Below are 18,852 nucleotides of genomic sequence, written 5' to 3'. Positions count from 1 at the left end.
CCCGAACGCTTCACCCGCCGACCCCGGCCACCCGCACTACCCAAAGCGGCCTGGATCAACCAACCCACCGAAGATCAGCAACCAGTCAACTAAACACAACCCGTCTCAATTTGACTTGACAACTACCGACCGGCCCTGTTGGCGGCTCTCTGTAGCCTTAAGCGCGTGAGCCTCCGCATGCCGGGTGTAAGTGTCCACGTGCTGTGAGGTCGGATCACGGAGTGCGAGTTGGGTGTGAGCTGCGGACGCGAGGCTCTCGACCTCAGCACGGTCCATGTACCTGTTCCACGCTTGCTGTGAACCTGGAGCAGCTTGATCGAATGCGTCCAACGAGGCTTCTACGGCGCGACGAGTACTCGCGGCTTCACTACGACCGAACCGCGCGTAGGCGCAGGCTTCGTGGCCGTGCAATTCGGCGCGCACCAGAGGACTGGCGTTCCTTGGAAGCGTGACCAAAGCAGTGCGAACCATCGCGAAGCTGTCTTCGTACTGGCCGAGCGCCTTGGACAGCTGTGCCATGTCGCCGACGATCTTGGCACCCAGATCAAACGAACCAGCGCGCTTGCAAGCCCCGTACAGGAAGTAACGCTGCGCTGCGACCGGGAAGCCGGCGTCCCAGGTCATGAAGCCCGCGAGCTGGGCGAGCTCACTCGTGACCTGGTACAGACGCCGTTGCTCGGTGGCTGCCCGCCGGTGCTGGAGGGCTTCAACCACGGCGTTGAGCTGGCCCAGCACAGCCTTGCGATGAAGGCCGCCTTGTCCTGAAGCGTCCCACCGGCGGAAGAGTTCTACGGCCTGTTCGAGCCCCTGAATCTCGTCCTGGCCGACTTGGTCAGGCTTGATGGGAACGACCGGGGCCTCTGCGGCCCATTGCCGGACAGGAACCACGAGCGCTGCTCCCGTCAGCAGCGACAGCTCCAGGAATTCTCGGCGCGTTGCCATGTCGCTCCCGATGAACTCAACGATATTGTCGACGACGTGCCGGTTCTGGTTCGCCCCGTTATGGGAGGCGAGCGGCGGTTGCTCAGCGACGTCGACTGCCGCGTCAGAAGCAGCATGCTCTCTGAACTGGTCAAACCGTGCACGTGCGGTGTCAGGAGCTCGTTGAAGCGCAGTGTCCAAAGCCGACTGCAATTCTGGGAGCGGCGTGATCTCAGCCAGTCGCGATTCCCACTTGTTGATCGTCCGAGGATGAACCCCGAGCAAGTCCGCGAAGGCGTTCACAGTGAGCCGTAGCGCGTTGCGGAGCAGCTTCGCTTCGAGCCCCGTCCAGTGAGCGATGGGCGGCATGTGCCCATCATCGCGCGCACACCGCACGGTATCCAGCAGGCAGCGCACGAGTACGCCCTGAGTGCGTATCGGGTACGTGCTGAGGGCGTTCCGAAACGCGGCGCGGAGAGCGACGCTCTTCACTGCTAGCTCCGCAAACAACCAAGCCGGCACGAAACACGCACGGTAAGTGACGTAGGGCGAACTGGCGGTGAGATCTCATGTCGATGCTTCTGACCTTGATCCTCGTGGCTTCAGCGCTGCTCGTGGGGCCGCTGGTCCTTCTTGGGCTGCTGGGTGATGGCCAGCGGGGTGATGGAGGAACCGCCACGACGCGACAGGAAAGCCGCAGCCTGGCGCGCGGCGGTGCGGGGTGGCCGGTAGAGCATGCGGCATCCGCCGCCGGCCACTCCTCCGGCCCCACGCCCTGACCGCTTCTCTGGCGATCCCCACGCCCCCGGCCCGACGTGGCGAACCCCGACACCCCACGTCGGGCTGGGTCCCATCGGCCTGGTCGATGGGACCCGACGCGCCGGCCAGGCCCCGGAGATGGAGCCCTCCATGCAGCACCAACCTCTGCCACCGCGCTGGATGGCCAGCGTTCATGAGTCCATCTGGCACCATCCCGTCACCAGCGGATCTGATCCACGAATGTGCGGGAAGAAGTTGAAGGGTCCTGTGCACGGCGCACGGTCCGATGTGCCGCCCGGCGTGAACGACGCGCCTGGCAGTGGAAAGAAGGACAGCCTCACCCCAGCCCGCCGGAGTGTGTGCAACGACTGCGCGGACGCAGTCGACGTGGAAGACCGATTCACGCTCCGGGTCAAGGTCCTTGCCGACGCGCTGCGCCGTTCCGACGAACTCAGCGATCCGGAACCCGAACAGATCGTTTTGCCGCCTGACGCGCAGGACGACGAACTCGCTACTGCTGCCTGAACAACAGACCACCGGGCGAACCGCGCCATGCCCGGCGGAACAGACGAACCACCAATGGAAATGGAGCCAAAGCGCCATGTCCCTACTCAGTCGCATAGTCGGTGCGGCGCTGGCGGACATCTACACCGACACAGCGCGCTACCTGCCCTGGATCGTCCACACGGTCGCTGCCCAGTAGCAGGCGCAATAAGAGTTCCGGCACCTGTCTTCGCATGTCGCGAGTCCCCCGGCCAGGTGCCGGACCTAGGGGCGGGGCGTGCTCGTCTCAGGCACGCCTCGCCCCGATCCACTAGCTCCCATCAGGGTTTGGTGGGTGGAGAAAGAGATCACGACGAGTTGGAAGGGGTCCTTTATGGAGGAGGAGATGGTGGCGGTCGCCTACGAGCCACCGCAGGTACAGGAGGTTGGTGATGTTGTCGAGCTGGTGCTCGGCGGCGGGCACGACGACACCCGCGACGGCGGGCACTTCTACTACTGAGTTGTGAAAGGAGAGCGCCGTGTGGCTGCTCAGTGTCCAACACGCCACACCAGCCCACCCGCCACCACACGCCCGGGCCGTGCGAAGGCCCCCTCGGCGATGAAGCCGTCAGCCCGGGACCACGGCGACCGGGCACGGTGGGTGGTGCAACACGCCCCTGGTCACGGAACCCACCAGCAGGCCGGGAAATCCCCCGAGCCCACGATGGCCGACGACCAGCAGTTGCGCATGCTGCGCGGCCTCGCGCAGCGCTTGCACCGGCGGGATGTTCGACACGGCCTGGCGAACGACTACTTCCGGGTAGGGGACGGCCCCGGCGGACACCTGCTCGGCGAGGCGCTTTTCGGCGCCGGCCAGGAGTTCGTCGCGGTCCGGGTGGTCGTAGGGGCCGGGGATGAAGTAGGCGTTCGGCAGCGCCTGCACCGCGACGAGTTCGCTGCGGCGTCGGTCGGCCGCGTCGAAGGCGTAGTGCAACGCCTTCCGGCTGCCCGTCGAGTCATCGATCCCGACGACGACCGGCCCGGACGTGGCGGTGCCGTGGCCCGGGACGACGACCACCGGCGACGAGGCGTGCGTGGCGACCGCCGCGCTGATCGAACCGAGCAACGTCTCCCGGAACGCGCCTTGCCCGCGCGAGCCGACCACGACCAGCCGCGCGGAGGCCGACCGGTGCACCAGTTCCTCGGCGGGATGCCCGGCGGAGACCTCCTCGGTGATCTCCAGTTCGCCCACCGCCCGGCGGCAGCTGTTGGCGATGTCCCGCACCACTTCCTCGGCGAATTGATCGCGGGTGGGATCGTTGTTGACCAGGAGGACGTGCAGCGGAGCCGACAGGCGCTCGGCCTCGGCGGCCGCCCACAGCGCCGCTTGCGACGAGGATTCGGAGCCGTCCACGCCGACCACGACGGACTGCTTCGCGCGTGTCATGCTCGCGCCCTCCCGCGATGCTCGGACCGCAACGCCGCTCACGTTGCCAACCGCGACCGCCGCGCTGATAGGGCCGATGGGCTCTATCGCCGCTGGCGAGGTGGGGTGATCTTCTCACGAGTACGGGAGGGGCGGCCGGTGTCAGCGGAGGGGCCCGAGTACCGCTGCCGCCTGCGGAGACTGGCGGAACCCGACGACGCATCCGCTTGGAGCCGGGCGAACCCGAGGATCTCTTCATTCGCAAGCTCCGCGTCTGACGGTGGCGAACTCCAGTGACCATCTCCCCTTGCCGGACCGCGGCGGGCTGCGCGACGGTCGAGCCGGGTTAGGGCCTTTCGGAGTGGAACATGACCGTTCAGGCAAGCGCACTCGATCTCGCCAGCACTCCCGTGGTCGCCGTGCGGCCCGAGCTGGACGCCACCGACGACATCGGCTTAGCAGCGCAACGCGTGATCGACGCCCACACCGATGCCGTCCTGGTCATGCGGGACGGGCGGGTGCGCGGCGTGCTCACCGGGGTCGACCTCGTCCGCAGCCTCGCCCGAACCCTCGCCGCACAGCCCGAGGAGGAGGGTTCGCGATGAGCGTCACCAGGGCCTTGGCGGACGGCGGCCACGGGCAGGACTCGTGGTCGGCAGCCGAGTCCGCCGTCCTCGGTGAAGCCGTCCACTGTGCACCGTCGGTGCACAACACCCGCCCATGGGAACTGACGGTTCACGGGCGGACCGCCGAGCTCCGAGAACGACCGGGCCTGCCTGCCCAGCACGACCCCGAAGGGCGTGACCCACGCATCTCCTTCGGCGCGGCACTGGCGAACCTGGTGCTGGCGATCGGCGGGCTGGGATGGGCGGCCGAGGTGGCGACCGGCCTCGCCGGTGACCTGGTGACCGCCACCGTCACCGGCACCCACCGATCCCGGCCGACCGATGCGGAGAACCGCCGACGCCGCGCCCTGGCCGACCGCTGGAGCCACCGGCACGCCTTCGACCGGCGCGAACTCCCCGAAGGCACCCGCGATGTCCTGCTGGATGCGCTCGCGGCACCGGGCGTGACCGGCCGGTGGATCTCCGGTCCCGACGAGGCGTTGGCCGTCGCGCGGTCGCTGGACTACGCGGCCCGGGTTTTCCGCGGCAACACCGAGTACCAACGCGAACTGACCCTGTGGACCAACCCGCGCGGCCATGGCGTGCGACCGGACGCGTTCGGGGCGGTCGGACTGGCGGCGGTCGGCTTGACCACGTCCCGCACACGGCTGCCCGACGAGTCCCTGCTCGCCGACCGGATCCAACAGGAGGCGGTGCTCGTCGTCACGACGAGCGCCGATACCCCGCAGGACCACGTCCGGGCCGGAGCGGCAATGGAGCAGGCGTGGCTGGAGGCGACGAGCCGAGACCTGGCCGCCTCCGTCATGACCCAACCGCTGCACCTGGAGGAGGTGCGCACCGGCCTGGCGCAGCGGCTCGGCCTCACCGCGGTGCCGCAGCTGCTGATGCGATTCGGCCTTCCCGCGGAACCGGAGGTCGGGGAACGATGACCGCAGCACAGGAGAATCCGGTCGTCGTGGGCATCGACGGGTCCGCGGCGGCGCTGGACGCCGTGCGCTGGGCAGCCGCCGAGGCCCACCGCCGAGGCATCTGGCTGCGCGTGGTCTTCGCGGACGTCCTCGCCCAGACGTACCTGCCGGACCTGCCGACGACACCGGTGCCCGAAACGTACGCGAGCGCCATGGCGAGGCAAGCCCAGCAATGGCTGCACCGGGCCAAGGGAGAAGCGACCGAAGCGGCCCCGGGGCTGGAGGTGCGGACCTTCGTGGTCGCCGGCGGCGCCATACCCGTGCTCGTCGCCGAATCGCGGCACGCGCAGCTCGCCGTCGTCGGCAGCAGCGGACTCGGCGGCTTCGCCGAACTCCTCGTCGGGTCGGTCGCGATCGGCCTGTGCGCGCACGGCCATTCTTCGGTCGCAGTGGTGCGACGGTCGCGCGTGGAAGCCCCCGACGCGCCCGTCGTCGTCGGCGTGGACGGCACACCAGCCGGGGAGATCGTGCTGAAGACGGCATTCGAGGAAGCCGCGATGCGCGGTGCCGCTCTTGAAGCCGTGCACGCCTGGCACGCCGCCGGCACCGAGCAAGCCTGGTACAGCTTCCACGCCGAGGGCCGCGCAGCAGCGGTCCAGCAGGAGGAGGAGCGCATCCTCGCGGAGCGCCTCGTGAGCTGGCACGAGAAGTACCCCCAGGTCGAAGTCCGGCGCATCGTGGCGAACGGCAAACCGGCTCGCGTCCTGCTCGAACACGCGCAGCACGCGCAGGTGGTGGTCGTGGGAGCACGCGGGCGCGGGGCGTTCACCGGTCTGGTGCTGGGCTCGACGAGCCAGCAGTTGGTGCACCACGCGCCGTGCCCGCTCATCGTGGCGCGCTGAACGAGCAGAGGAGGCGAGCGTGATGCCTTACGGCTACGGCTGGGGCATGTGGGGCCTGACGATGATGACGGTGAGCATGGTCCTGTTCTGGGCGCTCGTCATCGCGGCGATCATCGCGCTGGTCCGCTACCTGCAGCGCACCGGGCAGAGCGACCGCGACACCGCCACGGCCGAAGAGCTGCTGGCGGAGCGCTTCGCCCGCGGGGAGATCGACGAGGAGGAGTACCGGCGCCGGAGGACGGCGCTGGCCGAACGCAGACGCCGGACGTGACGGGTGTTCCGCTTTCTTCGGCGAGGGGAGGAGGGCCGATGAACGACAAGACGGACAGGACGCGGAGCCAGCCCCCTGACACCGCTTCGGCGGAGTGGGAGGTCACGGAGCGCTCGGTGAACGTCGACGACTTCGCGGCCCGCTACGACGTGGGCGCGGTCGAGCACCTGGTCGTCGACGCGCCGCCGGAGGCGGTGTACCGCGCGCTGCGCCATCTCGACCTGCTCACCATCGGGTCGCGAGCCGCGGATCTGGCCATGTGGGTGCGGGGACTGCCGGAGCGACTCGAACGCCGCGTTCCGCCTCGGGTTCCGACCCGCCTGACCTACGACGACCTGTGCGCGAGCGGCGACTGGGTGCTGCTCGGCGAACGGCCGGGCCAGGAAGTCGTCTTCGGTGCGATGGGTAGGTTCTGCACGCCGATCGTGCGCATGGAGGAGGTGACCGCCGAGGAGTTCGCCAAGTACGGCAAGCCCGGCCAGGGAAAGATCGTGGCGTCGTTCTCGGTACGCCCCTACGGCCGCCGCAGCAGCCTGGCCACCTACGACATCCGCGTCACGCTCGACGACCCGATCACGCGGCGGATCTTCACGCTGTACTGGCGGACGGTGTCGCGGTTCGTCAAGTCCATCATGCGGGCCACTCTGCGCACCGCGGCCGAGCATGCGCGTCCGTGAGCGCTGTTCCCCGCGGAAACCGGGCGTGTGGCACCGGGAATGGGCTCATCGAACCGAAGTGGACTCGCTCGTGCTGGGGCAGGGGACGAGGTGGGAACCGTGACCGGTTACGGGGTTCTCGTGGTGGGAGTGGACGGATCGGATGCGAGCGCGCGGGCGCTGCACTGGGCCCTCGCAGAGGGACGCCGGCGGTGCGTGCCGGTGCACGCGGTCATGGCCTGGACGCCGCATGCCGTGCTCGCCGGGCCTGGCCCGGTGCTGATGAGCCCCGGGCTGGCTCCGCACCACGTGCGGGATCAGCACTGGGAGGACTTGAAGAGCTTGGTGCGCGGCTGCATGGGCGGAACCACGACGCCGGAAGTGCACGCCGAGCTGGTCGAGGGCGACGCCGCCGAGGTGCTGGCCGAACGGTCCGCCCACGCCGCGATGCTGGTGCTGGGCGATCGTGGTCGTGGACGGATCGCCGACGTGATCCTGGGCAGCACGGCGCTGAGGTGCATCCACCGGGCCCGATGCCCGGTGCTGGTCGTCCCCGAGGGAATGCCGGAGCAGACCGGGGAAGACGCGCAGGCCGGCGTGGCCTCCTTCGATCCCGCGCTCGATTAGGCCGAAGGGGGAGAACGGATGACCGAGACCAGTCGCAAGGCGGTGGTGGCGGGGTTCGACCTGACGGAGTCCTCTCGCCGGGCTGTGTGGTGGGCAGCACGCGAGGCATCCAGCCGACGTCGGCCGCTGCTGCTCGTGCACGTGCTCACGTGGCCGTTCGAGGAGCACACGTCGATCAAGGTGCCGGGCGAAGGTGACGTGCTGGAGCCGCTGCAGAAGATCCTGCGGCACGAACTCGCGCAACTGGTCGTCGGCTGCCAGGAGATCGACGCGGAACTGGAAGTGCACAGCAGCATGCCGTTCGGGGATCCGGCCGAGGTACTGGCGGACATGGCGGGGGAGGCCGAGGTGGTGGTGCTCGGCGGGCCGCGCATCGAGGTGGAGCTCGGGGTGCTGGGCTCGATGTCGGCGGAACTGCTGACCCGGCGCACCGGGGCTCCCATCGTCGTGGTCCGCGGTGACCGGGAGCAGCCCGGCACGGGACCGGTCGTCGTCGGCGTCGACGGCTCGGCGGCCAGCCGCCTGGCCATCGATTTCGCCTACGACTTCGCCTCCCGCCACGGCGGCGAACTCGTCGTGGTGCACGCCTGGAGCGATCTGCCGCTGGACCCCTTCGCCCGTGTCCAGCAGTGGGAGCTGCCCTGGAGCGAGGTGCGCGAGGTAGCCGAGGAAGCGCTCGCCGCTTCCCTGGCGGGACGGGGCGAACGGTATCCCGATGTCGGCGTTCGGCGGGTGGTGACGCCGGAAAAGCCCGCCGAGGCCTTGATGGGCGAGGCCCAGGAGGCGAGCCTGCTGGTCGTGGGGAGTCATGGGCGGGGGCGCATCCGGCGCAGCCTGCTCGGCTCGGTGAGCCACGCGGTCGTCAACCGAGCGCACTGCCCGGTCGCGGTCCTGCGCGCCGGATGACGCCGCCCACTGGGGTCGCCGCTCAGGACGCCCCGCCTCCGGCCACCAGCTCGCCGGAAATGAGACCGGCCGGGCAGCGTTGTTCCAGTTCGCCCACCGGCTGCTCAGCGCCGACGTCGCAACCGCGTTCCGACTGCGCAGGCTGCCCCGGAGCCCTTCGATCGGTAGTGGCTCATTCGCCGCCCTTCTGGATGTAGGAGCGAACGAACTCGGCGGCGTTCTCCTCCAGGACGTCGTCGATCTCCTCCAGGAGGGAATCGGTCGAATCGTCGAGCTCGTCACGCCTGTCCGCACCGTGGGTTCGCGGTTCTGGCAGCTCTTCGTCGTGGTGGGTGTGTCGGCGAGCCTTCTCCTGGCGCATTCCGCACCTCCTGCGGTCGATGCGTGCCCCAACGCCCGGTTGCTGCCGGCGTCAAGCGGCCGCGAGTCGCGCCCGTCCGACAAGCGTCGCGAAGCGCGATCGCGGTCGCTAGAGACCCTCGTCCCAATCCACTCCGGCGGCTTCCGCGCGGACCGGAACCAGCCTCGCGACGAGGTGTCAGGGCGGGAAGTGGGCCGCGGGACCGTCTCCTCGGAGCGAGTCCTCCAGCGAGAACCGGGCGGTTCCCCTGGGGCCGAGGTGGACGGTGCGGGCACCGCAGGTGCAGGTGACCGGGAGGCGGAGGCGTCCGGGCCAGGTTCGCACGGTGGCGGTGCGGCGCCGACAGCAGGTTGAAGCATCAGCACGCCGGCCTGCTTGGTCCGGCGAGCCGGTAGCCGTCGAACTGGCTGATGATGCCGTCCCCTGAAAGGGCACGAACATGCGTTGCGCGATGCGCTTCCATGCCACACGTTGTGGGCGATGGCGAGCCCGATGTGCAGCTGCAGGTGCGTGTGGTCGGGCAGCCAGCGGTTCGAGCAGGGGTTGAGGTGCAGGCCTTGGGTTTCCTCGCTGTGGAACTCGTCGTTCAGGCGAGCCTGGGCCCCGGCGGCAGGCTCGCGAAATGATCGACGACCGCCGCGCAGGCTGAATCGCTCCACAAAGGACGATCGTTCATGGCTCGTACGCTCAGCTCGGATTTCCCTCCTGCACCAGGGATGCGATGCGCGAGAGCAACGCGCACAGCGAGCGCGGTCCATCGACGGAGTACCGGGCCCACGTCAGGCGGTCGCCGTGTTCGGCGCTGAGCACCACGATGCCGATGCCGTCGTCGTGCACTTCGCGCAGGGCGTCTTCATCGGTGTAATCGTCGCCGGCGAACACCGGCACGACGTCGTGGCCGACCAGCCCGATGCGATCCAGCAACCAACGCAGCGCCCTGCCCTTGTTCCAGTCGATGTCCGGCAGCAACTCGACCACGCGTCGGCCGTGCGTCGTCCGCAGCCCGGGCCGTGCGTCACCGATCCGGCGCGCGATGGAGATCACCCGCTCGACCTCGTCCGGCCGGACATTGCGGTAGTGCACGGCGACGGCGAACCGCTTGCGGTCGACCAGCGCGCCGGCCACCGGCCGCAATTCGGTCGACAGCAGCCGTTCGGCCTCGTCGAGGTCGGGCAGCGCGGTTTCGCCCGACTGCTGCACGACCGACGTGCCATCGGGCCCGGCCAGCTCGAAGCCGTGGCTGCCCGCGCACCACGCGTCCTCGACCCGCACCCGTTCGCGCAAGTCCCGCAGGTCGCGGCCGCTGATCACCGCCACCGGGCAGTGCCGGGCGAGAACCCGCAGCACCTCGCCGGTCCCGGCCGGTAACGCGACCGCGGTCGGATCGTCCCTGATCGGGGCGAGGGTGCCGTCGAAGTCCAGCAGCACCGCCGGGCGATGGCCCCGCAGGCGATCCGCGATCTCGGCCCACCCGTCGAGCGCATCGGGCACGTCGGACAGGCGGCGTTCCCCGGAGCCGGCGACGGCGACGTCGGCGAGGCTGGACACGACCACGTCCGCTCCCAGCAGCCTGGTCGGGGGACCGGACCGGGCAACGCCGACGACCAGGGCGAAGCCACCGGACCTGGCGGCATCGACACCTGGCTCGGAGTCCTCGACGACTGCACAGCTCGATGGCCGGACGCCGAGCCGACGGGCGGCCTCGAAGAGCACGGCGGGATCGGGCTTGCCGGGCAACCCGAGTTCCTCCGCCACCACACCGTCGACCCGAACGCCGAACAGGTGCGCGATCCCGGCTCGTTCGAGGACGGCGGCGCAGTTCCTGCTCGCGGAGATGACGGCGGTCCAGACGCCGTGGCGGTGCAACGAATCGATCAGGGCGATCGCGTCGTCGAACACCGCGACGCCCTGGGCGTCGAGGGCGTCGCGGAAGTAGCCGTCCTTGAGCTTGCCCAGCCCGTGGCAGGTTTCCTGCCCGGCCGCGTCGCCTGCGCTGCCCAGAGGCAATCGGATGCCGCGGGAGCGAAGGAAGTCCCGAACGCCGTCGACCCTCGGCTTGCCGTCGACGTGGCGGAGGTAGTCGTCGCCGGTGAACGGAAGGTGGTCCTCCGCCGGAGCCGGCGCGCGCTCGGCCAGGTACCCGTCGAACAGGCGCTGCCAAGCGGTGGCGTGCACCGTGGCGGTGTCGGCGAGCACTCCGTCCAGGTCGAAGAGCACCGCGCGGTGGCGGAGCGGATCGATGCTCGTAGCGGCCATGATGGCTCCGTGCGGATACGGCGTCCCCACAACGGCATACCCAGATCACCGCGCAGTTCCACCCCGGCCTCCCACGTGGCAGCCGGGTCCCACGTGCTCGAGTGATCAACCGACCATTGCTGCCTACACCAAGGCACGCCCCGGCTACCTGTGGCAGCGCGCCCGCAGCTGTCGTTGCAGCTGCTCGGCGACGGCATTTCCATGGCCACAGTGGACGATGTGCGGCACGAGTTGAGCCTGCGGCACGCGGAGATCCGCGCAGTGCCGCGATGCATCCGGGGTGCCTGAACGCGGAGCGGTTGGCGCTGCTCCTGCACGGGGAGTAGGGCGACCCCACCACGGCCCACTGCTTCGCGCCCCCAATGCATCACCGGTACGGCGAAGCTCGGAGGACGACGTTGCGGGGGCTGTGGTGGGCACAGTTCGGTTGCGGGCCGTTGGCAGGGGTCCTAACCTGCGCCGATGGTCGTGCAACGGTTGCAGGCGGCGGCGCTCTTCCTCGGCCCGGTCATCTTTGCTGCATCGCCGTTCTTCTGGGTCGACGGTCATTACGGCGTGAATGGCGGGATGTTGATCGCCCTTTCCATGGTGCCCTGGGTGTACGGGCTGATCGGTGAATACGAACGGTTGCGCGAACGCATCCCCGTCGCGGCCGGGCTGTGGTTGTTGCTGCTGTTGATCGGGATGTTCGGCAGCATCGCATTCGGACTGCAGGGCTTCTTCGAAGGCGTATTCGGCTTGCACGATCAGGTGGCCCTGGCGCGCTTCGGCGACTACCCGCCGCAGAGCCTGCTGGTGCTGTGGCTTCCGGGGCCGACCTTCCCGCTCGCCCTGCTGGTATTCGGCGTACTCCTCTTCTGGACCCGAATGTCGCCGTCGTGGGTCGCCGTCCTGATCTGCCTCGCCGCTGTCGTCTTTCCGCTGGGCCGAGTTCTTCGTCTCGAATGGGTCGCGTACGTCGTCGACCTGCTGGTGATCGTTCCATTCGCCCAACTCGCTTGGAGCGCTTGGCATCGGACGCCAGCCGGATCCACGACGTCTTAGGGAGCAGTGGGATGGTCAGGATCTCTCGCGGGAGGAGGAAATCATCCTTCATGAAGAGCGTATTACTGGACTCTCCCTATTTATTTCGGAGATAGCTTTGAACGGGCTGCGAACACGGCGTGGTGGATCGGGTAGCGGCATTCTGCCTTGCTGCTGGAAGGAATCAGGGAAGCTGGGATCGGATGAGTTCTACGGTGCGTACGGGGGTCATCCGCCCAGAAATCTACCGCGCACACCGTCCCGGTGCCACGCAAACCCAGATCCACGTCGTGCTCGCGGCGTAGCGAAATGGAGATGTTGGTCGTTCTGGACACCTCAAGGATAAGGGTTCCCTCGACGGCCTCGCTCGATCTCTTCATTCCGCGCGTGTGTTTGGCGACCACGACGCTGTCGATGTCGCCGACCGGAACCTGGAAATCGAAGAACGAACAATAGCGCAGGCGCAGCACGCGCGGGTCAATGCTGTGCGGGTACTTGTACATCGTCGCGAGCAGTGCGAGAAACCAGATGGTGCTAAGAATCCCGATGACCGCCAGGACAATGCGCAGCGTCTGCCAGGGCACCGCCAGTTCGACCAGCACGACCTCGAGTGGGTTGAGCACGAAGAACACCCACATCATCGGGCGCAGCTGGCGGCTGTAGTGAATGGCCTCCCCGTCCTCGGGCACGTCCTGCCTGCGTCGCACTGCCAGCCAAAGGGCCCGGATCATGAGAAGGTCGTGCCTGACCACCGAGGCCGCCCAGTCGGGCATCACCGCGCGGAGCGACGATGCCAGCGGGTCGGTACCTCCCGCGCCGCGTGCTCGGGCGCGGCGGACCGCTCGCCACACCAGCCAGGCCTCGACGGCTACCAGGACCAGCAGCGACCCCTCCACGACAGCGACCACGAGGACGCCGGCGCCTATGCCGAGGACACCGGAGAACAGCAGGGCCAACTCCACGACGATGACCAGCGGCACGATCCAGCGGCCCTAACGCGCCACGCGGGTGAGGAAAGGGCTGCTCTTCTCACGTTCTTCTTGCGGCCGTACAGCATTCAATTCCCCCATGTCACGCAACGTAGCATCAAGAAAGCTCGCCGTTCGCATTCGGTTGGTCAGGTGCCGAGCTCCTCGCCGGAGTCGATCCGGCGAGGAGCGCCGATCAAACGCTGCCGATGTTGCATGCCACAACGCCTGCGGCCGGGTTTGCCCACTCCAACAGGGTCACCGTGCTGCCACCGGCGAAGCCGCGTGCGCCCTTCCCGTCGGCTTCGATACCCGGAGTCGCCGTGGTCAGCCGGGTTGGGCCGGGAGGATTCCGGCCGCGGTCTTGGTGATCGCTTGGAGGGCGTAGGCGATCGTTGGATTGTCCCGGGCACCCATCCTGGTGACTGCCAGGATTCGGCGCGCGGGTGCCGGTTCGCCGTGGAGCGGGATGCGGGCGACCGGCCAATGGCTGTGCAGGCGTGCCAGCCGGGGCACCAAGATGACGCCGAACCCGTGGGCGACGAGTGCGGTTCCGGTGTCCCATTCGTCGGCGTAGTGCGCGATGTTCGGGCTGAAACCCGCTGCCATGCATGCGGTTGTCACCAGCTGGTGGTAGGTGCTGTCCGGCCGGCCCAAGATCCACGGCTCGTTCGCCGCGTCGGCGAGTGTCACCGCCGGGCGGTCGGTCAGCGGGTGACCGAGTGGCGTGACCAGGTCGAGCGGATCGTCGAGCAGCGGCTGCTGGTCGAACCGCGCGTCCGACAGCGGCGGGGTGTCTGCTGTGACGATCACCAGCGCCAGGTCCGCGTCTCCGGCTAGCAGCAGGTCGAAGCAGCGGGCGGGCTCGGCCTCGATCAGCCGCACCTTCAGGTTCGGGAAGTCGTCGCGCAGTTCGGCGGCGGCCGGCGGCAGCAGGTGCGTTGCTGCGGTGGAGAAACCGCACAGGGTGAACGGGCCGCCGGGTTCGTCGGCGAGAGCGGCCATTTCCGCCTTGGCGCGCTCCCACTGGGCGTGCAGCAGTTCCGCGTGGTGCAGCAGCGCATGCGCGGCGGAGGTCAGCCGGATCCGGCGGCCTTGCGGAACCACCAGTTCCACGCCGAGTTCCGCGGACAGCTGGCGCAGTTGGTAGGACACCGCCGACGGCGTGTAGTGCAGCGCCTGGGCCGCGGCGGTGACGGTGCCGTGCTTGGCGACGAGCTGCAACACCCGAAGTCGACTGTCAATCATGCAAAGAGTTTGCACGATCTGCTGCATGAACATTTGATTGTCCGGACCGGCCAGGGCGCTCCACGCTGGTGGGCACACACGGCCACCTCGGCCGGAATTCGCGAGGAGCGCCATGCACCCGACGGATCCCTTGCTCCAGCCGTTCACCATCAAGCAGCTCACCTTGCGCAACCGCGTGGTCAGCACCTCGCACGAACCCGCCTTCGCCGATGACGGCCTGCCCAAGGACCGCTACCGGCTGTACCACTTGGAGAAGGCGCGCGGCGGGGTCGGGCTGACCATGATCGGCGGCTCCGCGGTCATCGCCCCCGACAGCCCACCGGCCTTCGGCAACCTGCTGCTCTACCGCGACGAGGTGGTGCCGTGGCTGCGTCGGCTCGGCGACGACGTGCACGCCGCCGGCGCGGCGGTCATGTGCCAGATCACCCACCTGGGGCGGCGCACGAGCAATTACGCGGGGGACTGGCTGCCGGTGCTGTCCGCGTCCCCGGTGCGCGAACCCGCGCACCGCGCGTTCCCCAAAACCGCCGAGCAGTGGGACCTGGACCGGATCGTGCGCGACTACGCCGACGCGGCGGCTCGCTGCGAAGCCGGCGGCCTCGACGGCGTCGAGATCCAGGCGTACGGGCACTTCCTGGACAGCTTCCTGTCGCCGACGACGAACCACCGCACGGACTCCTACGGCGGGAGCCTGGCCAACCGGATGTCGTTCCCGCGCCGGGTGATCCGGGCGGTGCGGGCGGCCGTCGGGCCCGGTTTCATCGTCGGCATCCGGATGATGATGGACGAGGTCCGGCCGGGCGGGCTGACCGTCGACGACGCCCTGGCGGCGGCGCGCTGCTTCCTCGACGACGGCATCGACCTCATCAGCACCATCCGCGGCTCGATCGAAAGCGATGCCGCGCTGGCCCGGACCATTCCGTCCATGGGCACGCCGTCGGCGCCGTTCCTCGAGTTCAGCGCCGAGATCAGGCGGCGGCTCCAGGTCCCGGTGATGCACGCCGCACGCATCGCCGACGTCGCGACCGCACGCCACGCCGTGCGGGACGGCCTGCTCGACCTGGTCGGCATGACCCGGGCCCAGATCGCCGACCCGCACCTGGTCGCCAAGGTCGCGGCGGGAGCGGAGGACCGCATCCGGCCGTGCGTCGGGGCCAGCTACTGCCTCGACGCGATCTACGACTCCGGCGACACCAAGTGCATCCACAACCCCGCCACCGGTCGGGAGCAACAGCTCCCGCACACCATCACGCCCGCGTCGGCGCGGAAGAAGGCGGTGGTCGTGGGCGGTGGTCCTGCGGGGCTGGAGGCGGCTCGGGTGCTGGGTGAACGAGGGCACGAGGTGGTGCTGTTCGAAGCGAACGACGTACCGGGCGGGCAGGTCCGCATCGCGGCCGCGAACCCCCGCCGGCGGGACCTGATCGGCATAGTCGACTGGCGCGTCGAGGAATGCAAGCTGCACGGCGTCGACTTCCGGTTCGGAGTGCTGGCCGAGGCAGCGGAAGTCCGCGCGGAACACCCCGACGTCGTGGTCATCGCCACCGGCGGCACGCCGAACGCGACGTTGCTGGAAGGCGACGAGGTGGCCGATACCTGGGACGTTCTCACCGGTGCTCTGCGGCCCGAAGGCCGGGTGCTGGTCTACGACGACAACGGCGCGTACCCGGGCATGGACGCCGTCGAGGTGCTGGCCCGCCGAGGGGCATCGGTCGAATACGTGACCCCGGAACGCATGCTCGCGCCGGACGTCGGCAGCATGAATTCGCCGGCATATCTGCAAGTCTTCGCCGAGTACGCGGTGCGCGTCACGCTGGCTCACCGGCTGCGGTCGGTGCGCCGCACACCGGACGGGCGGCTCACCGCGACGCTGCGCAGCGAGTACGCCGAGGTGGAGGCCGAGCGGACCGTCGACCACGTGGTGGTCGAGAACGGGACGTTGCCCAACGACGAGCTCTACCAGGCGCTGCTCGCCGATTCGACCAACCTCGGCGAAGTGGACCACCGTGCGCTGCTGGCCCTCGCGCCGCAGCAGGCCACCCGGAACCAGGCGGGGCACTACCGGCTGTTCAGGATCGGCGACGCCGTGACCAGCCGCAACATCCACGCGGCCGTCTTCGACGCGCTGCGGCTATGCCTGCCCATGTGAACACGAGGAGCGCGGAAGTGACTGCACTGGGAACCATCGAAGCGTCCGAACTCGTCGCCCGGCGGCCGGTCGGCCACAGCCTGGAAGCAGCGTTCTACGCCGGCCGGGAATTCTTCGACCTCGACGTCGCGGCGATCTTCGCGAAGCACTGGATCTTCGTGGCCACCGAGGCCGAACTGCCCGAGCCGGGCGACTACCTCACCACGACGCTCGGCACCTACTCGATCATCGTGTTGCGCGATGATGACGAGAACATCCAGTCGTTCCACAACGTCTGCCGCCACCGCGGCGCCCGCATCCTGGACCAGCCGAGCGGATCAGTCGGGAACATCGTCTGCGGCTACCACAAGTGGACCTACGGCACCGACGGCGCGCTGCGGCACGCGCCGTCCCAACCGTCCGGCTTCGACCCCACCTGCTTCGGGCTCAAGCCCATCCACGCCCGCAGCGTCGCCGGTCTCATCTTCGTCTGCCTCGCCGACGAACCGCCGAGCGACTTCGCCGACGTGGCCGCGCGCATCGAACCGTACCTGGCGCCGCATCGCCTGCACGAAGCCAAGGTCGCGGCGCAGGTCGACCTGGTGGAGCAAGGCAACTGGAAGCTGGTGATGGAGAACAACCGGGAGTGCTACCACTGCGACGGCCACCCCGAGCTGCTGCGCACGTTCTTCCCCACCTACGGCTACACCGAAGAGGATCTGCCGGCGCGGCTGCTCCCGGCGCACGAGCGCTACCTGCGAGTCGATGCCGAACTGCGGCAGACCTACAAGGACCTCGGCCTGCCCTACCAGCTCATCGAGGAGCTGGACACCCGCGCAACAGGGTTCCGCATCCAGCGCGATCCGCTCGACCTCGCCGGGGAATCCTTCACCGCAGACGGCAAAGCCGCGTGCCGGCGCCTGCTCGGCGACGTCCCGACACCCCGGCTCGGGCACCTGTCGCTGCACCTGCAACCCAACTCCTGGTTCCACGTCGTCAGCGACCACGCCGTCACCTTCTCGGCGCTGCCGATCGCCCCGGACCGGACGTTGGTGCGCACCACCTGGCTGGTGGCCCCGGATGCCGTGGAAGGCGTGGACTACGACCTGGAGACGCTGCTCAAGGTCTGGACGGCCACCAACGAGCAGGATGCGCAGCTGGTGGCCCGCGCCCAGCAGGGGATCAGCAGCCCGGCGTACGAGCCCGGCCCGTACGCCCCGACCGAGTACCAGGTCGAGGCCTTCTGCAACTGGTACATCAACCGCCTCCGCGAGCACCTGCGATGACCGGCGTGCGAACCTCCCGGACCGGGCGCGACTGGGCGGACGCGGCGGACCAGCGGCTGGCCTGCAAGCAGGTGCAGCAGCTGACCGCCGATGTGAAGACGTTCGTCTTCGAGCCCGTCGAGCCCGGGCTGTTCCACCACGACCCGGGCCAGTACATCACCATCACGGTGCCGGTCGACGGGCTGGAGGCCGACAGGTGCTACACGCTGTCCTCGCCGCCCTCCCGTCCGCACCTGGCGGCGATCACCGTGAAGCGCGTGCCGGGCGGGCAGGTCTCCAACTGGCTGCACGACCACCTGGTGCCCGGTGTGGTCCTCCACGCACGGGGCCCGTTCGGCGAGTTCTCGATGCACCGGCGCCCGGCGCCGAAGTACCTGTTCCTCTCCGCGGGGAGTGGCGTGACGCCGCTGATGTCGATGACCAGGACGCTCCATGACCTGGCCAGCCCGGCGGACGTGGTCTTCGTGCACAGCGCCCGCACCCCGGACGACATCATCTTCCGGCGAGAACTGGACTTCATCGAAGCCACTTCGGAGCGCATCCGGGTGACGCACGTCTGCGAGGACGACGGGGCGCACGAGCGCTGGGCGGGCCGGCGCGGTCGGCTGGACATCGACATGCTGCGGAGCATCGCCCCGGACTTCCTGGACCGCGAGGTGTTCACCTGCGGCCCGGCCGGCTACATGGCGGCCGTGCGCCTGATGCTCGCGGAAGCCGGTTTCGCCATGGACCACTACCACGAGGAGAGCTTCACCATCGACGCCCTGGTCCCCGAAACATCCGGCGGCGAAGGGAGTTTTGAGGTGAGGCTCGCCCGCAGCGGACGGACCGTCGAGTGCGACGCGGACACGCCGATCCTGGACGCCGCGGCAAGCTCCGGCATCACCCTGCCGTCGTCCTGCGGACAAGGAATGTGCGGCACCTGCAAAGCAACGCTGCTGAAGGGCTCGGTGGACATGCGGCACAACGGCGGTATCCGTCCCCGGGACCGAGCGGAGAACAAGATCCTCCTGTGCTGCGCGAAACCACTCGAAGACCTGGTGATAGACGCCTGATCCCCTTCCGGTCGAGTGCGATTTCGGGGCTTACCAGGGTGTGTG

21 protein-coding genes are annotated in these 18,852 nt (G+C 68.9%); 14 read left to right on the top strand and 7 right to left on the bottom strand.

What is annotated here, in order from left to right; genetic code table 11:
* Window positions 1–105: 105 nt before the first annotated feature.
* Together E1288_RS24555 and E1288_RS49895 are read right to left on the bottom strand one after the other, a co-directional pair.
* Window positions 106–1,413 carry a helix-turn-helix domain-containing protein gene (locus tag E1288_RS24555; RefSeq protein WP_132488892.1) on the bottom strand — a complete coding sequence of 436 codons (1,308 nt, stop codon included), beginning with the start codon at window positions 1,411–1,413 and terminating at the stop codon, window positions 106–108.
* A 110-nt stretch (window positions 1,414–1,523) separates the two neighbouring features.
* Window positions 1,524–1,658 (bottom strand): hypothetical protein, encoded by a 135-nt coding sequence (locus tag E1288_RS49895; protein ID WP_268951860.1) that lies wholly within the window; start codon window positions 1,656–1,658, stop codon window positions 1,524–1,526.
* A 172-nt stretch (window positions 1,659–1,830) separates the two neighbouring features.
* On the opposite strand from E1288_RS49895, the gene E1288_RS24550 reads away from it, so the two are divergent.
* Window positions 1,831–2,205, top strand: a complete 375-nt coding sequence (locus tag E1288_RS24550) for a hypothetical protein (RefSeq protein WP_132488890.1) — start codon at window positions 1,831–1,833, stop codon at window positions 2,203–2,205.
* A 313-nt stretch (window positions 2,206–2,518) separates the two neighbouring features.
* Window positions 2,519–2,683 carry a lasso RiPP family leader peptide-containing protein gene (locus E1288_RS24545; RefSeq protein ID WP_132488888.1) on the top strand — a complete coding sequence of 55 codons (165 nt, stop codon included), beginning with the start codon at window positions 2,519–2,521 and terminating at the stop codon, window positions 2,681–2,683.
* A gap of 108 nt (window positions 2,684–2,791) precedes the next feature.
* On the opposite strand, the gene E1288_RS24540 is transcribed toward E1288_RS24545, so the two are convergent.
* Entirely contained in the window at window positions 2,792–3,610 is an 819-nt protein-coding gene (locus E1288_RS24540; RefSeq protein ID WP_132488886.1) for a universal stress protein, read from the bottom strand.
* A 347-nt stretch (window positions 3,611–3,957) separates the two neighbouring features.
* Between E1288_RS24540 and E1288_RS24535 the strand changes: the two genes are divergently transcribed.
* The 7 genes from E1288_RS24535 to E1288_RS24505 all read left to right on the top strand — a co-directional run bounded on the left by E1288_RS24535 (window position 3,958) and on the right by E1288_RS24505 (window position 8,485).
* Window positions 3,958–4,194, top strand: a complete 237-nt coding sequence (locus E1288_RS24535) for a CBS domain-containing protein (RefSeq protein WP_132488884.1) — start codon at window positions 3,958–3,960, stop codon at window positions 4,192–4,194.
* On the top strand, window positions 4,191–5,144 hold the full coding sequence (locus tag E1288_RS24530; RefSeq protein ID WP_132488882.1) for a nitroreductase family protein: 954 nt from the start codon (window positions 4,191–4,193) through the stop codon (window positions 5,142–5,144). The genes E1288_RS24535 and E1288_RS24530 overlap by 4 nt, the downstream gene beginning before the upstream one ends.
* Entirely contained in the window at window positions 5,141–6,025 is an 885-nt protein-coding gene (locus E1288_RS24525) for a universal stress protein (RefSeq protein WP_132488880.1), read from the top strand. Before E1288_RS24530 ends, E1288_RS24525 begins: the two co-directional genes overlap by 4 nt.
* A gap of 22 nt (window positions 6,026–6,047) precedes the next feature.
* Window positions 6,048–6,296 carry an SHOCT domain-containing protein gene (locus E1288_RS24520; protein ID WP_132488914.1) on the top strand — a complete coding sequence of 83 codons (249 nt, stop codon included), beginning with the start codon at window positions 6,048–6,050 and terminating at the stop codon, window positions 6,294–6,296.
* A 38-nt stretch (window positions 6,297–6,334) separates the two neighbouring features.
* Window positions 6,335–6,973 carry a hypothetical protein gene (locus tag E1288_RS24515; RefSeq protein WP_235883779.1) on the top strand — a complete coding sequence of 213 codons (639 nt, stop codon included), beginning with the start codon at window positions 6,335–6,337 and terminating at the stop codon, window positions 6,971–6,973.
* 99 nt (window positions 6,974–7,072) lie between these two features.
* Window positions 7,073–7,579, top strand: a complete 507-nt coding sequence (locus tag E1288_RS24510; RefSeq protein ID WP_235883778.1) for a universal stress protein — start codon at window positions 7,073–7,075, stop codon at window positions 7,577–7,579.
* Window positions 7,580–7,597: 18 nt separating this feature from the next.
* Entirely contained in the window at window positions 7,598–8,485 is an 888-nt protein-coding gene (locus tag E1288_RS24505) for a universal stress protein (protein ID WP_132488876.1), read from the top strand.
* Window positions 8,486–8,657: 172 nt separating this feature from the next.
* On the opposite strand, the gene E1288_RS24500 is transcribed toward E1288_RS24505, so the two are convergent.
* Both E1288_RS24500 and otsB read right to left on the bottom strand, forming a co-directional pair.
* Window positions 8,658–8,846 (bottom strand): ubiquitin-like protein Pup, encoded by a 189-nt coding sequence (locus E1288_RS24500; RefSeq protein WP_132488874.1) that lies wholly within the window; start codon window positions 8,844–8,846, stop codon window positions 8,658–8,660.
* Window positions 8,847–9,533: 687 nt separating this feature from the next.
* A complete protein-coding gene (otsB, locus tag E1288_RS24490; RefSeq protein ID WP_132488870.1) occupies window positions 9,534–11,102 on the bottom strand; it encodes a trehalose-phosphatase in 1,569 nt (522 codons plus the stop codon).
* A 150-nt stretch (window positions 11,103–11,252) separates the two neighbouring features.
* Here otsB and E1288_RS24485 point away from each other — a divergent pair, with 150 nt between their 5' ends.
* Entirely contained in the window at window positions 11,253–11,390 is a 138-nt protein-coding gene (locus tag E1288_RS24485; protein ID WP_207954535.1) for a hypothetical protein, read from the top strand.
* 174 nt (window positions 11,391–11,564) lie between these two features.
* Complete coding sequence (locus E1288_RS24480) at window positions 11,565–12,146, top strand: hypothetical protein (protein WP_132488868.1); 582 nt, start codon at window positions 11,565–11,567, stop codon at window positions 12,144–12,146.
* 80 nt (window positions 12,147–12,226) lie between these two features.
* Here the strand turns inward: E1288_RS24480 and E1288_RS24475 are convergent, their stop codons facing one another.
* Both E1288_RS24475 and E1288_RS24470 read right to left on the bottom strand, forming a co-directional pair.
* Entirely contained in the window at window positions 12,227–13,105 is an 879-nt protein-coding gene (locus E1288_RS24475) for a hypothetical protein (RefSeq protein ID WP_132488866.1), read from the bottom strand.
* 315 nt (window positions 13,106–13,420) lie between these two features.
* On the bottom strand, window positions 13,421–14,341 hold the full coding sequence (locus tag E1288_RS24470; protein ID WP_132488864.1) for a LysR family transcriptional regulator: 921 nt from the start codon (window positions 14,339–14,341) through the stop codon (window positions 13,421–13,423).
* Window positions 14,342–14,453: 112 nt separating this feature from the next.
* Here E1288_RS24470 and E1288_RS24465 point away from each other — a divergent pair, with 112 nt between their 5' ends.
* Genes E1288_RS24465 through E1288_RS24455 form a run of 3 tightly spaced genes read left to right on the top strand, consistent with a single transcriptional unit; the run spans window position 14,454 to window position 18,807 of the window.
* Window positions 14,454–16,487 (top strand): oxidoreductase, encoded by a 2,034-nt coding sequence (locus tag E1288_RS24465; protein ID WP_132488862.1) that lies wholly within the window; start codon window positions 14,454–14,456, stop codon window positions 16,485–16,487.
* A 17-nt stretch (window positions 16,488–16,504) separates the two neighbouring features.
* A complete protein-coding gene (locus E1288_RS24460) occupies window positions 16,505–17,752 on the top strand; it encodes an aromatic ring-hydroxylating oxygenase subunit alpha (RefSeq protein WP_235883777.1) in 1,248 nt (415 codons plus the stop codon).
* A 5-nt stretch (window positions 17,753–17,757) separates the two neighbouring features.
* Window positions 17,758–18,807, top strand: coding sequence for a hybrid-cluster NAD(P)-dependent oxidoreductase (locus E1288_RS24455; protein WP_235883776.1), 1,050 nt, complete (start codon window positions 17,758–17,760; stop codon window positions 18,805–18,807).
* Window positions 18,808–18,852: the final 45 nt, after the last annotated feature.

Source organism: Saccharopolyspora elongata (assembly GCF_004348985.1).
GTDB classification, from domain to species: Bacteria; Actinomycetota; Actinomycetes; order Mycobacteriales; family Pseudonocardiaceae; genus Saccharopolyspora; species Saccharopolyspora elongata.
Note: the sequence above shows the minus strand (reverse complement) of the source record. Positions and strands in the feature narration are given on the sequence as shown.